Raw genomic sequence first — 12,772 nt, 5'->3', positions numbered from 1 at the left:
CCACGGGCATGAGCGCGCATACAGGCAAAGCCCTGTCGGGTCAGGATCACCTGATCCAGTCGATCGGCGACATTCTGTCGACGCCGATCGGCACGCGCGTCATGCGCCGTGAATATGGTTCGGCCCTGTTCGAGAAGATCGACCGGCCAATGACGCCGGAGCTCCTGGTGGACATTTATGCCGACGTGGCCGAGGCGCTCGATCGCTGGGAGCCGCGTTTCGAGCTGAAGCATGTACGGGTGGCGGCAGCGGAGGCCGGCCGGTTCACGCTCGATCTCAAAGGCCGCTGGCTGCGCACGGGTGAAACTCTGACGCTGGAGGGCATCACCCTATGAGCCGCTTCGATGTCATTGATCTTTCTTCGCTTCAAAAGCCGCAGGTTATCGAGGAGCTTTCCTATGAGGCGATTCTTGCGGCGCTGAAAGCCGATTTTCTGGAACGCAACGAAGACTATGATGCCGCCTTCCTTGAAAGCGATCCGGCTATGAAGCTGCTGGAGACGGCGGCACACCGCGAATTGTTGATCCGCCAGCGCGAGAACGACAAAGCCCGCTCGATCATGCTGGCCTTCGCGGCAGGCAACAACCTCGATCACATTGCGGCAAATTACAGCGTCGAGCGCCGGCTGCTCTCTCCCGGCGATCCGGAAGCCTTACCTCCGATCGAGCCGGTTTATGAAGACGATGCGTCACTGCGCCGCCGTGTTCAACTCGCACCGGAAGCCCTATCCGTTGCCGGGCCGCGCGGCAGCTATATCTTCAATGCGCTTTCGGCCGGGGAAATTCCCACCGATATCCAGGTGGAAACGGGCGTTCCCGGCATTGTGACCATCACCTACGAGTTTGCCGAAGGGGGCATCGCCGCAAACGTGAAGGACGCGGATGCTTTCCGTTCCGCGCCCGGCGATGTAACCGTCATCGTGATGGCGCATGAGGGCGACGGCGTCCCGGATCAGGCAACTCTCGATGCCGTCGAGGCACATCTGACGGATGAATATGTCCGGCCGCTCTGCGACACGGTATTCGTTCTTCCCGTTGAGATCGTCACCTACACGGTCGATGCGGTGCTCGAAATCACCGATGGACCGGAGGCGCCGCTCATTCTTGCTTCGGCCAATGCGGCCGTCGAGAAATACATTACTGGCCAGCACAAGATCGGCCGGCGTGTAACAGAAAGCGGTCTCAAAGCGGCGCTTACGGTTGCCGGCGTCGAAAAGGTGCGCCTTAACGCTCCGGCGGTCGATGTCGAACCCACACGTTACCAGGCGGCATATTGCACGGGCATCACCTTGACCACGGAGGTGGCCGGTGACTGAACTTCTGCCGCCCAATGCCAGCCAGCTTGAGCGCGACCTCGATGCAAGCATCGAGCATGCGCTCGCTATCCCGGTCCGCATTGCCGATGTCTGGGATCCGCACACTTGCCCGCTCGACATTCTGCCTTGGCTTGCCTGGGCCTGGTCGGTGGATCTCTGGGATGAGAACTGGTCGGTTGAGGCGCGGCGGAACACAACCGCTGCGAGCCTCGCATTTCATAAACGAAAAGGCTCTCCAGGCGCGATGCGCGATGCGCTGCGCGCGGCCGGTTACGGCGAGGTGGAATTTATCGAGCGGCTCGATGCGCGCCGGTATGACGGACGCGCCAGTTACGACGGGGTCCATTTTTACAGCGAGAGCGAACACTGGGCCTGGTACTCGATCGTGCTGCAGAAACCCGTTTCCATCGCCCAGGCCGCGCAGGTCCGAGAGATCCTCGACCGCGCTCAACCTGAGCGCTGCAAGCTACATGAACTGCGCTACGACCAGGCGCTGAACCTCTATAACGCCGCCATCACCTATGACGGCGCATATACACACGGAGTTGTCGATGGCCAATCTGCCTGAAGCCGCCACATGGGAAGGTGGTATTTATCAGCTTGAGCTCACGGATCCCGTTCAAGGCGGCCCGGACGGTATTTCCAACAATCAGGCAAAGCAGCTTGCGAATCGCACGGCTTACCTAAAGCAGGAAGTCGAGCTGCGCGCGCCGATTGCCTCGCCTGTCTTCACTGGTAACCCCACAGTGCCGACGCAGCCGCCCGGAAACAATTCGCTGAGCGCGGCAAATACCGCCTTTGTGCAGGCAGCCATTGCCGCGCTCGTGGCCAGCTCTCCCGCAGCGCTCGACACATTGAACGAGCTAGCGGCAGCGCTGGGCGATGATCCGAACTTTGCCACAACCGTGATGAACGCGCTTGCCCTGAAAGCGCCGCTTAATTCTCCTGCCCTTACCGGCACACCGACAGCCCCGACGCAGGCCCCTGGTGACAGCTCGCTTGCCCTCTCGACCACCGAATTTGTGCAACAGGCCGTGGCAGGATTTCAAACCGTTCCCGTGGGCGCGGAAATGGATTGGCCGTTTGAGACGCCGCCAGCCGGGTGGTACGAGGCGGACGGCGCCTTGATTTCACGAGTGGATGCTGCTGCGTTGTGGCAGAGGGCGTCGCAATCGAACCTTATTGTATCCGAAGCTTTCTGGCTCAGCGGTCAGACCGGCTATTACTCGGTCGGTGATGGCAGCACCACTTTCCGGTTGCCGGATTTTCGCGGTTATTTTTCGCGTGCCTGGGACCATGGACGCGGAATTGACAGCGGACGCGGCCAGGGCAATGCGCAGGAAGACGCGTTTCAGGGGCACACCCATTACATGGAGCGAATTCTTCGCGCCGGTCCGGCCGGTACGACCAACTATCCATCCTTTGAAGATAGCGAAGGAACCGCCGATGAAACGGGCCAGCCGATCAGCGACGGCACGAACGGCATTCCGCGCATTGCGGCAGAGACCCGGCCCAAAAACATCGCCCGGATGCGGATTATCTATGCAGGGAACCAGTGACGATGGCACCTACCCTTTATCATTTCGATGCACTGACCGGCGAGCTGAGCGGCACGACGCCCGCGCGGGCAAATCCAAAGCAGGAGGGCGCTTGGCTGCTCCCCGCTTTTGCCACCTTCACGGCACCGCCGGAAGTGGCAGAACATGAGGCGGCTGTCTATGCCGAGGGAGCGTGGACAATTGTTCCCGATTGGCGCGGGCATACCTACTGGCTTGCCGATCGCAGCAAACACAAAATCACCGAGCTTGGTATCGAGCCGCCCGCCGAGGCGTTGTCCGAGATGCCAGCTCCTCCGTTTGCAGAAGTGAAAGCGGCAGCGCTTCAGAAAATCGACACCGATGCTGAAGCGGCCCGGATGCTGTTCATCACACCTGGAGAGGGACAAGCCTGGACCTATCAGCGCAAGGAGCGTGAAGCGGAAGCCTTTATGGCGGATGCAAGTCCCGACCCTGCCGACTATCCGGTCTTGAGCGCCTGCATTCCCGGTGACGGGGCTGACCTTGCGGCCGTTGCCCAGACCGTGCTTGCAGCCCGTGATGCCTGGCTGCAGGTCGGCGCGGCTATCGAAGGCATCCGGCGCGCCGCCAAAACGCAAGTGGAAGCGGCCGGTGATGTGCCCGCTATTCAAACCATTCTCGACGGCCTTTCTTGGCCGCAGCCTTAACCGAAGGAGGGCTTGATGCCTGAACAGTTTTTGCACGGTGTAGAAGTAATCGAAATCGACGAGGGCATCCGTCCCATCCAGACGGTGAAATCCTCGGTCATCGGCCTTATCGGCACGGCGCCCGACGCGGTTGGGGCAACGTTCCCGCTCAACACGCCGGTACTACTTGCCAATCAGCCGCGCAAGGCTGCCGATCTTGGCGATGCCGGCACGCTGAAAGATGCGGTGGATGCAATCTACGATCAGACGGGTGCAACGATCGTTATCATCCGCGTCGAAGAAGGTGTCGACACCACGGCAACCATGTCGAACATCGTGGGGGACAGCGCGCTCGGCACCGGTGTCCATGCTTTCCTCTCGGCCGAGAACGAGGTCAAAGTGCTCCCGCGCATTCTCTGCGCGCCCGGCTTTACGGGTGACCGGCCTGCAGCTGCCGCCAATCCGGTCGTGGCGGAGCTTGTCGGGATTGCCGAGAAGCTGCGGGCTGTCATTGTCGCCGATGGCCCGAACACGACGACTACCGAAGCGATTACCTGGCGGGAAGACTGGGGCTCGGCGCGCGTTTATGTGACCGACCCGGCCGTCAAGGTTTGGGACACGGCTCTTTCGCAGGCCGTCGTGCAGCCCGTCTCTGCCCGTGTGGCTGGCGCCATTGCCAAGCGGGATAATGAGCGCGGTTTCTGGTGGTCGCCTTCCAATCAGGTGCTGAACGGCATTGTCGGTACGGCCCGGCCGATCGGCTTCAACATGTCCGATCCGAATTCGGAGGCGAACCTGCTTAACGAAAACGAGGTGGCGACCGTCGTTTTGAAAGACGGCTACCGGCTCTGGGGCAACCGGACCTGTTCGGACGATCCGCTTTGGGCGTTCCTCTCCGTGCGGCGCACGGCCGACATGGTCTATGAGAGCGTCGAGCGCGCCTTCCTCTGGGCCATGGACCGCCCGCTTTCCGCTCAGCTCGTGCTCGATATCCAGGACAGCGTGCAAGCCTATCTTGGCTCGCTCCAGGCACGGGGCGCGATCTTGGGCGGCACCGTCTGGCTCGACCCCGAGCTCAACACGCCGGATCAGCTCATGGCGGGCAAGCTCTATCTCGATTTCGACATCGAGCCGCCCGCGCCGCTTGAGCGCCTCACGTTCCGGGCGCACCGCAACGCCGGCTACTACGAAGAGCTGGTCAACCAGGTTCTCGAAGCCGCCTAAAGGCGCGCATCGAGCCCTCACAGGGGCGGCCGAACTGCCCCTGAGAGCCATTTAATCAGGCACTGAAAAGGATTTCAGACATGTTGCCCAAGACACTCCGGAACTTCACCGGCTTCATCGACGGTTTCGGCTATGCCGGTAAGATCAAGGAAGGCGTGCCGCCGACCGTCTCGCTGCAAGTGGAAGAGTATCTGGCCGGCGGTATGGCCGCGCCGATCGATATCGACATGGGTGCGGTGGAGAAGATGGAATGTTCCATGACCTTCTCAGAGTTCTCCAACGCACTCTATGCCCATATCGGCAAGACCGACACGCCGCTCACCTTGCGCGGCGCGCAAGTGGGCCCGAACGGGGAAACCGAAAGCGTGATCTATCAGATGCGCGGTCTCCTGCGGGAAGTCGAGCCCGGTACCTGGCAGCGCGGCTCGATGCCCGACAAGAAGCTCATGTTCACGCCGCATTACCTGAAAATCTCCGTCGCCGATCAGCCGGTGGTGGAGATCGATGCGGAGAACATGATCCGCCGCATCGCAGGCGTCGACCAGATGGCCGATCAACGTCGCGCGCTGGGTCTCTAAGCGGCAGGACGTGAGGAAAAGAGATGAAGCATATCAAACTCGATCACCCCGTTACCGTGAACGGCACGACTATCCGCGACATCAAGATGCGCCGGCCGAAGGTGCGCGATGAACTGGCCGCCCAGACTTACAAGGAAGAGGCGGAGCGCGAGCTGATGTATTTCTGCTCGCTCACGGAGCTAACCCGCGAAGAACTGGAAGAGCTTGACTTGGCTGACTGGGGCAAGCTGCAGAAGGCTTTCGAGGAGATGCTGCAGCCGGGAAAGCCGGGGGAGCCTCCTCTGCCGGATCGTTGAGGCTTTCCGTCCTCCAGCTTTGCAGCGTGTCGGGCGGCAATCTTGCCGAATGGCTCGACATGCCGCTCGATGAGTTTGACCAGTGGCGCGAAGCGGCCGCGCAACTGAAACAGGCAGAGAAATGAAGAAGCTCGGTTACGGCATCGAGGTCGGCGCAACGCTTGGCGGCAGCTTCCGCTCCACGATGGGGCAAGCGCGCCAAACGATCGGCGGTGTCGGCAAATCGGTCAAGGCTCAGGAGCGGGACCTCAAGTCCCATGCCCGTTCTGCCCGCAATACCGCGCGTGAGACGGACCGTCTAGATCGCTCGTCTTCCCGCCTCGGCCAGTCCATGCGCCGCACGAAGGAAGAAATCGCCCGTGCCGCGCGCGGCGCCGCGAATTACGGCCGCACGCTCGGCCGGGCGGCCGCTCAGTCCCGGAAGCTGGGCAAAATGGGAGCATTGGCCGGGAAAGGGCTCGACTTCGCCGCGAATAAATACACCGCCTTGGTGGGTGCCGTGGGCCTTGGTGCCACGATCCGGCAAGTCGGCAACCTGGAAGAACGATTTGTCCGCCTCGGCATTCAAGCCAACAAGAGCCAGGCTGAAATCAATGCGCTGAAGAAAGATATTTTCGACATTGCGCTTGCTGATGATGTACGCGTCGATGCCGGCGAAATCACCGCCGCCGTCGAAACGATTGTCGAAAAGACCGGTGATCTCGATCTCGCCCGTGAAAACCTCCTCAACATTGCGCTGGCCGTTCAGGCATCAGGCGCAGCCGGCCAGGACATTGGCGCGATGGTCGCCAATATGTGGGACAAGTACAGTATCCGGGACGCCGAAGAGGTGCTTCGTCAGCTCGACCGCTTTGTCGAGCAAGGCAAGTTTGCCTCTTTCGCTCTGAAGGATCAGGCAACACAGAGCGAGCGGTTAATGGCTGCCTATGCCGGCGTCGGCCGCAGCGGTGCGGCTGCCGCATCGGAGCAAGGCGCGCTTATTCAGATGTTCCGCAAAGGCACTGGCTCGGCCGAGCAGGCAGTCACGGCCTTTGAGCGCACCCTGGCGGAACTGCGCTCCAAATCGGAGGATGTCGAGGATATCGGTGTCGATGTCTGGGATCCGGAAGCCCTTGCCGAAGGCCGCAGGGAAATGCGCGCCGTCACGGATGTGCTGAAGGACTTGATCACCGCCACCGAAGGCGATGTGAAAAAGCTCGGCGAGATATTCGGGGATGAGTCCATTCGCGGCATCAACGTCCTCGCGTCTGAATTTAACCGCACCGGCGAATTCAAACAGCTGGACGATCTTCTTCAAACGGGCGGCACAGGTGATGCGCTTGCTAAGGATGCCGCGCGCGCAAGCCGGACGTTCAACCAGTCGCTCGGCGCGCTCTCGACGGCATGGGAGCGTTTCGCAGACAGCAAGTTAAGCAAGCCGGTGGATTTGCTTGCCTCCGCTATCAACAATCTTGGGGCGGAAGGGGCGAATACGGCCTTCACGATCGGCACAATCGGAGCGGGCTTGGTGGGCTCGGCCATCGCCGCGCGCAAGCTCGGCATCGGAAAACTCTTTTCGCGCGGGCGCAAAGGTGCTGCTGCGCGCGCGACAAGCACGGTGGGTGCCGGTCTTGGCGGCTTTGGCGGCGTTACGCCTGTGCATGTGACGAATATGCCGCCAGGCGGGTTCGGTGGCCTTGGCGCTGGCGGGAAAGGCCGCGCAGGCCGGGGCGCTGCGCGGGCCGGACGGCTCGGCCGGGCACTGCGTGGCGGCGGGAAGCTGCTTGGCCGGGCAGCTTTACCTCTGGCGGTCGGCCTGGGCGCGGTCGACCTCATCGGTGCGGCGCGCAGCGGCAATGCAGAGGCGGTCGGCCGGTCGGGCGGCGGTCTTGCCGGCGCATTGGGCGGGGCGGCAGCCGGTGCCGCTCTGGGCTCAATCGTCCCCATTATCGGCACGACGATCGGGGGCATCCTGGGCGGCGTGATCGGCGGACTGGGCGGGGAATTTCTTGGCGGAAAGATCGGTCAGGCAGTGGGGGGCATGCCGGCGGCGGATGCCGCCGGGGCTACCTCTATTGCGGCCGGCGCGGTGCCCTCATCCACGGCTGCATTTCCGGCTGCGCTGCGGCCTATTCAGGTCACGAACCAGATTACGGTTCATGCGGCGCCGGGGATGGATATGGAGGAGCTCGTCCGCAAGGTGATGCAACGCATGGAAGCGGGCACCCGGAGGGCGTTGCATGATTGAGGCGCTACTTGAATTTATCGGCGCGGGGAATGTCGTCCGCCATGTTCAGACAGGTGCTGGCAAGGTCAGCGGCTTGAGTGTTCTCACCATCAGGCTGCTGTGCCCACGGCTTCGACGTGTTCGTGACACATTCTGCAAGGTGTTTCGCATTGAGTGCGATCATGACTTCTGCTTCTGGCCCAAGCTGCTCATAGTTTTCGCGCCCCATCCAAACCGCAATCCAGACCTTGGATGTGTCGACGCGGTCTCGTTCCGTCGCGCGATGCCAATCAGAAATTGTTGCATCGTTCAGGGGAACCCGCCCGCCATACCAGCCGGTTTGTCCTGTCATATTGAGAATGCCGATCCCGACAAGGCCGACACATATGACCAGCGCGATACCCCAAATGGCTTTCATGGCGATGCCCTTTCCATCATGAACGGCGCAGTTGAGCACAAGCAGAGTCCGGGAGGCAAGCAATGAGCCGGACAATGATGGCGCTTGGTAAATACCGCTTTTCCGTCGACACGGCCGCCTATCAGCGGCTGATGCGCGAGCAGGAGTACCGCTGGGCGTCCCAGCCGCGCCTCGGCCGCCGCCCGGCGCGCCAGTTCATCGGCGCGGGAGAGGAGCGCATCGAGCTTGAGGGCACGATCTACCCGCACTTCCGGGGCGGGCTCGGCCAGATCGATGCAATGCGCGAGGAGGCGAATGCCGGCGAGCCGCTGCTTCTTGTCGACGGGCGCGGGAACGTCTGGGGCAAATACGGGGTCGAGCGCATCACCGAAACGCAGACCCGCTTTCACGGCAACGGAGTGCCGCTGAAGATTGAGTTTCAGCTCGTGCTTTCCCATTACGGCGAGGACGCCGGCGACGGCACACAGGCGGCAGGAGGCGCGCGCAGCCGATGAGCAGGCTCTACCGCACAAGCGACGGAGACATGGTGGATTTCATCTGCTGGAAGCATTACGGCGTCCAGTCTGGCGCGGTGGAAGCCGTGCTTGAGGCGAATGAAGGCCTGGCGGCGCTCGGCCCCCGGCTGCCTGCCGGCGTGACGATCACGCTGCCGGATCTGCGCCCCAAGGTGGAAGTGAAGACGGTGCGGCTATGGGATTGAGGGGTCAGACACCAGCTGCCGCTCTGATCGCAGCAAATGCGAAGGATGTACCGTGCTTAATAATGTCAGGCACCAGCTTCTCTACGCCGCCAAGGGCACCTTTCTTTGCCGCTTCCTTTATTTGCTCTGCCGCACTTTTCTTCCCGTCAATTGATGATGGAGTGGCATTCAATGCCGTCAATCCTTTCTCCGAGATAATGACGTCGAAGAACTTGTCATCTAAGGAGTTTTCGAAGTCGATATATCCGTACCTCTTGAGCCAGGTAATTGCGTGCCCGGCCAAATCGGCAGCTTCCCAGTGCTCCTTTTGGCCGTTGATCTTTTTAGGAACCAGGTCAGTTGGCTTGATATCAATCGGTTTCGGGAAGTCCATGAGCAGCCGCCCAAAAAGCGCTGCGGCGACTTGGTTGAAATACTCGGTATTGTCCTCCATTCCGCTCCCCCAAAAATTACAACATGGCGATATTGGAGCACCCTATGCGCCCTGATTTCAAGATTGTCGCCAACGGCACTGACATTACCCGGCTGATCGCGGACCGGCTGGTTTCGCTCCAGGTAACGGATGAGCGCGGGGACAAGAGCGACACGGCCGTGATCGAGGTCGACAACCGGGCGCGGCTGGTTGCCGTGCCGCTCACGGGGGCAATGCTGGAGACCTGGCTCGGATACCGGGAAACCGGCATGGCCCGGCTCGGGGTCTTCACTTGCGACGAGATCGAGCTGAGCGGCCCGCCCGACATGCTGACGATCGAGGGCAAGGCGGCCGACATGGGCAAGAGCCTGAAAGCCCCCAAAACCCGCAGCTGGGACGCCATGACGCTGGGCGGCATCGTCTCCACCATTGCCGGCGAGCATGGTCTGGCGCCGAAGACGGCCGAGGCGCTGGCGGCCACCGCTTATGAGCATCTCGATCAGACGGATGAGAGCGATCTGCACTTTTTGACGCGCCTGGCGCGCGACCTCGATGCGGTGGCGAAGCCTGCAAACCGGCACCTGCTGTTCGTGCCGCGCGGGGAGACGAAAGCAGCTTCCGGCGCGCTGCTCACGGCAGTGACGGTGACGCCGGAGGATCTCGCCGGCACCTGGCGCGCGCGCTTTGCCGACCGGGGCAAGTACACGGCCGTCAAAGCCTATTGGCACGATGTGGAAGGCGCGGCGCGCAAGGAAGTCGTGGCAGGTTCCGGCACGCCGGTCTTCACCCTCCGCAACCCCTATTCAAGCGAGAGCGAGGCGCAGGCGGCCGCCAAGGCAAAACTCAAGGCGCTGAGCCGGGGGACGGCGGTGTTTGAAGGGGAGTTTCAGGGGCGGCCGGAGTTTGCGGCCGAGGCGCCGCTGCAGGTGCAGGGCTTTGGGGCGGAAGCGGATGGGAGCTGGGTTCTGACGCGGGTGACGCATTTTTACCGGGAGAGCTCTGGCTATCGCTGCTTGATTGAGGCGGAGCAGAAGGGGTGAACGGGGCTCTTTCGCTCAGCTCACTTGCGACCTCTTCAAGCGTAATGATGAGCAAGACCAGAGTGAGGAAGTTAGCGCAGGTTGTGCCAGTAAACAGCTTTCCATCGCTGGCTTTAAGAAAGTTGTCGGATCCGATCAGGCGCGTACGTTGTTGCGGAGGAGTTTTCAGAAATTTCGGCTCGCGCGTATTCACGAGCGAAATAACAAACCCTGTCATGGCAAAATTGAGAATTGAGGCGATGAGGGTGAATTCCGCCATCTTCACCGCACTTGGGCTTAGACCCCCGCTGGCCAGAAGACCGACAAATATCGATGACGAAATCACGACAAGCCCTGAACTTCCGATCGTGAAGTACTGGATCAGGTATGGGCTCTTCAGAAAGGCAGGCGTGGTTGATTCCTCAGTCATTAGATACTTCTCCCCCTTCATAGGCGGGGGCCGGGCTGATTAGCGCAGCCCGAACCGGGAGCGCCAACTCCCACAACCGAAACCGGCCGCGAATCGGCCGTCCCGCCACCGCGCACGCGGCGGGAACCTTATAAGCACTGGACATGATGGAGTCGATTCACACTGTAGAACCCGTTTCACCCGCCGCCCCTTGGCTGGGCGGCAAGCGCAACCTCGCAAAGCGGCTGATCGCCCGCATCGAGGCTGTGCCCCATACGCTCTATGCGGAGCCGTTTGTCGGTATGGGCGGCGTTTTCCTGCGCCGCACACAGGTGCCCCGCGCCGAGGTGATCAACGACCTCAACCGCGAGGTGGCGACCTTCTTCCGCATCCTCCAACGCCACTACGTGCCTTTCATGGAGATGATGCGCTTCCAGCTCACCACACGGGCCGAGTTCGAGCGGCTGACGAAGACGGATCCGGACACGCTGACGGATCTGGAACGCGCCGCCCGCTTTCTCTACCTCCAGCGCACGGCGTTTGGCGGGAAGCCAAGCGGGCAGAATTTCGGCGTCTCGCCGGACCGGCCGGGCCGTTTCGACATCACGAAGCTCGGGCCGATGCTGGAGGATCTCCACACGCGCCTTTCGGCCGTGACGATCGAGTGCTTGCCCTATGCCGAGTTCATCACCCGCTACGACCGGCCGGGCGCGCTTTTCTACCTCGATCCACCCTATTGGGGCAGCGAGAGTGACTACGGCAAGGAACTCTTCTCACGGGCCGATTTCGAGCGCCTGAGAGACCTCTTAAAGGGGCTTGAGGGCCGCTTCATCATGTCGCTCAACGACACGGCCGGCGTCCGGGAAACATTCCAGGACTTCGAGATCGAGGCCGTGGAGACCAGCTATTCCGTCGGCAAAAAGCCTGGCTCACGCGGCCGCGTGGGCGAGGTAATTATCTCGGGGTAACGGCGATGCGGGAGATCAGCTTTGCAGAAATGGCCAAGCCCTATGTGCAGGGCTACGGCTGGCCTGTATTCCCGGTCTCCCGTGGCCCCCGCAAGAAGCCGCTCGTCAAGGGCGGCTGCCATGCAGCCACGACCGATCCCGATCTGATCGATGAATGGTCTGCGCACTTCTCCCCCTGCAATATCGGCGTGGCGACGGGTGCGCCGATCGGGATTTGCGTCCTCGATGTCGATGTGCCCGAGGGGCTGGAAAGCCTGAACCGGCTCTTTGCGAGCGGGCTTGAGCCTTTCCAGCCGACGCCGCTGGCGCAGTCTGGCTCGGGCGGACTGCATTACTATTTCATTCAGCCGCCCGAACGGCTGAAGAATCGGGCTGGCAAGATTGCACCAGGGCTCGATATCCGCTCCGCGGGCGGCTCGATCGTCGTGCCGCCCTCGATCCATCATTGCGGCAAGCCATACCGCTGGCTTGTGCCGCCCGATCGCTGGAACCATGGGGGCCTTGTCATCCCTGCGCCCATGCCTGCATGGCTGCGGCTTGCGGCCGGGGCCGAGCCCCTTCCGAAGCCTGGCAAGCGCCAGCGCCGATTTGAGGGGCCTCCGAGCCTGAAAATCCTGGAGATGGAAGAAGACGCGCTCCGCGCGGCCCGGCCGGGCACGCGAAACGACCAGCTGAACCGCGCTGCCTTCGTCTTTGGCCAGTTCACGGCCGCAGGGCGCATAAGCGAGGCCGAGGCCAGAGCCAGGCTCACGCAAGCCGCCCTGGCCATCGGCCTAGATCGGGCCGAGATCGAGGGCACGGTGACAAGCGGCCTGCGGGCAGGGATGGCGAAGCCGAGATAGTGAGAAAAACCCGCTAAGAGGCCGTTCAAGAGCCTCTCAGCGGGTTCTGAGGAAAACTAGGTTGCTGCAAAACCAAGTGGCAACCACTGAAAAATCAAATGACGCGCTACACCCTTATCGATGGAGGGTCCGGCACCCCCCCTGAGCCCCAAGCTCAGACCTTGGCGCCGGCTTTTTAGCCG

General features: G+C 61.8%; 18 protein-coding genes. 16 read left to right on the top strand and 2 right to left on the bottom strand.

The annotated features are described in order from the left end of the window. The first annotated feature begins 8 nt into the window (after positions 1-8). The 10 genes from M2A_RS00495 to M2A_RS00450 all read left to right on the top strand — a co-directional run bounded on the left by M2A_RS00495 (position 9) and on the right by M2A_RS00450 (position 7,843). On the top strand, positions 9-335 hold the full coding sequence (locus tag M2A_RS00495; RefSeq protein ID WP_244444346.1) for a GPW/gp25 family protein: 327 nt from the start codon (positions 9-11) through the stop codon (positions 333-335). Beyond that, complete coding sequence (locus tag M2A_RS00490) at positions 332-1,315, top strand: baseplate assembly protein (RefSeq protein ID WP_045441665.1); 984 nt, start codon at positions 332-334, stop codon at positions 1,313-1,315. Before M2A_RS00495 ends, M2A_RS00490 begins: the two co-directional genes overlap by 4 nt. Next, on the top strand, positions 1,308-1,883 hold the full coding sequence (locus M2A_RS00485) for a phage tail protein I (RefSeq protein WP_045441664.1): 576 nt from the start codon (positions 1,308-1,310) through the stop codon (positions 1,881-1,883). The genes M2A_RS00490 and M2A_RS00485 overlap by 8 nt, the downstream gene beginning before the upstream one ends. After that, positions 1,867-2,874 (top strand): phage tail protein, encoded by a 1,008-nt coding sequence (locus M2A_RS16995; protein WP_052379078.1) that lies wholly within the window; start codon positions 1,867-1,869, stop codon positions 2,872-2,874. Before M2A_RS00485 ends, M2A_RS16995 begins: the two co-directional genes overlap by 17 nt. A gap of 2 nt (positions 2,875-2,876) precedes the next feature. Beyond that, entirely contained in the window at positions 2,877-3,539 is a 663-nt protein-coding gene (locus tag M2A_RS16990) for a hypothetical protein (RefSeq protein WP_052379077.1), read from the top strand. A 15-nt stretch (positions 3,540-3,554) separates the two neighbouring features. After that, on the top strand, positions 3,555-4,742 hold the full coding sequence (locus M2A_RS00465; RefSeq protein ID WP_045441662.1) for a phage tail sheath subtilisin-like domain-containing protein: 1,188 nt from the start codon (positions 3,555-3,557) through the stop codon (positions 4,740-4,742). Positions 4,743-4,822: 80 nt separating this feature from the next. Continuing rightward, the gene (locus M2A_RS00460; protein ID WP_045441660.1) at positions 4,823-5,320 is read left to right on the top strand and encodes a phage major tail tube protein; all 498 of its coding nucleotides are present in this window, start codon (positions 4,823-4,825) and stop codon (positions 5,318-5,320) included. Positions 5,321-5,343: 23 nt separating this feature from the next. Continuing rightward, the gene (locus tag M2A_RS00455) at positions 5,344-5,616 is read left to right on the top strand and encodes a phage tail assembly protein (protein WP_045441658.1); all 273 of its coding nucleotides are present in this window, start codon (positions 5,344-5,346) and stop codon (positions 5,614-5,616) included. After that, entirely contained in the window at positions 5,613-5,741 is a 129-nt protein-coding gene (locus M2A_RS18440) for a hypothetical protein (RefSeq protein ID WP_280113595.1), read from the top strand. The genes M2A_RS00455 and M2A_RS18440 overlap by 4 nt, the downstream gene beginning before the upstream one ends. Next, complete coding sequence (locus M2A_RS00450) at positions 5,738-7,843, top strand: phage tail tape measure protein (protein ID WP_052379076.1); 2,106 nt, start codon at positions 5,738-5,740, stop codon at positions 7,841-7,843. Before M2A_RS18440 ends, M2A_RS00450 begins: the two co-directional genes overlap by 4 nt. Positions 7,844-7,847: 4 nt before the next feature. Here the strand turns inward: M2A_RS00450 and M2A_RS00445 are convergent, their stop codons facing one another. Then, entirely contained in the window at positions 7,848-8,240 is a 393-nt protein-coding gene (locus M2A_RS00445) for a hypothetical protein (RefSeq protein ID WP_045441656.1), read from the bottom strand. Positions 8,241-8,302: 62 nt separating this feature from the next. Between M2A_RS00445 and M2A_RS00440 the strand changes: the two genes are divergently transcribed. Both M2A_RS00440 and M2A_RS00435 read left to right on the top strand, forming a co-directional pair. Continuing rightward, positions 8,303-8,734 (top strand): phage tail protein, encoded by a 432-nt coding sequence (locus M2A_RS00440; protein ID WP_045441654.1) that lies wholly within the window; start codon positions 8,303-8,305, stop codon positions 8,732-8,734. Continuing rightward, positions 8,731-8,940, top strand: a complete 210-nt coding sequence (locus M2A_RS00435; RefSeq protein WP_045441652.1) for a tail protein X — start codon at positions 8,731-8,733, stop codon at positions 8,938-8,940. Before M2A_RS00440 ends, M2A_RS00435 begins: the two co-directional genes overlap by 4 nt. A gap of 4 nt (positions 8,941-8,944) precedes the next feature. On the opposite strand, the gene M2A_RS00430 is transcribed toward M2A_RS00435, so the two are convergent. Beyond that, on the bottom strand, positions 8,945-9,373 hold the full coding sequence (locus M2A_RS00430) for a hypothetical protein (RefSeq protein WP_045441650.1): 429 nt from the start codon (positions 9,371-9,373) through the stop codon (positions 8,945-8,947). Between the two features lie 44 nt (positions 9,374-9,417). Between M2A_RS00430 and M2A_RS00425 the strand changes: the two genes are divergently transcribed. From M2A_RS00425 to M2A_RS00410, 4 genes are all read left to right on the top strand, one after another. Beyond that, entirely contained in the window at positions 9,418-10,392 is a 975-nt protein-coding gene (locus M2A_RS00425; protein ID WP_045441647.1) for a contractile injection system protein, VgrG/Pvc8 family, read from the top strand. A 47-nt stretch (positions 10,393-10,439) separates the two neighbouring features. Beyond that, positions 10,440-10,844 carry a hypothetical protein gene (locus tag M2A_RS17910; protein ID WP_156101646.1) on the top strand — a complete coding sequence of 135 codons (405 nt, stop codon included), beginning with the start codon at positions 10,440-10,442 and terminating at the stop codon, positions 10,842-10,844. A 100-nt stretch (positions 10,845-10,944) separates the two neighbouring features. Further along, positions 10,945-11,748, top strand: coding sequence for a DNA adenine methylase (locus M2A_RS00415; protein ID WP_045441641.1), 804 nt, complete (start codon positions 10,945-10,947; stop codon positions 11,746-11,748). A gap of 5 nt (positions 11,749-11,753) precedes the next feature. After that, the gene (locus M2A_RS00410; RefSeq protein WP_045441638.1) at positions 11,754-12,590 is read left to right on the top strand and encodes a bifunctional DNA primase/polymerase; all 837 of its coding nucleotides are present in this window, start codon (positions 11,754-11,756) and stop codon (positions 12,588-12,590) included. Positions 12,591-12,772 lie beyond the last annotated feature (182 nt).

It is taken from the genome of Tepidicaulis marinus, assembly GCF_000739695.1.
Lineage (GTDB): Bacteria > Pseudomonadota > Alphaproteobacteria > Parvibaculales > Parvibaculaceae > Tepidicaulis > Tepidicaulis marinus.
Note: the sequence above shows the minus strand (reverse complement) of the source record. Positions and strands in the feature narration are given on the sequence as shown.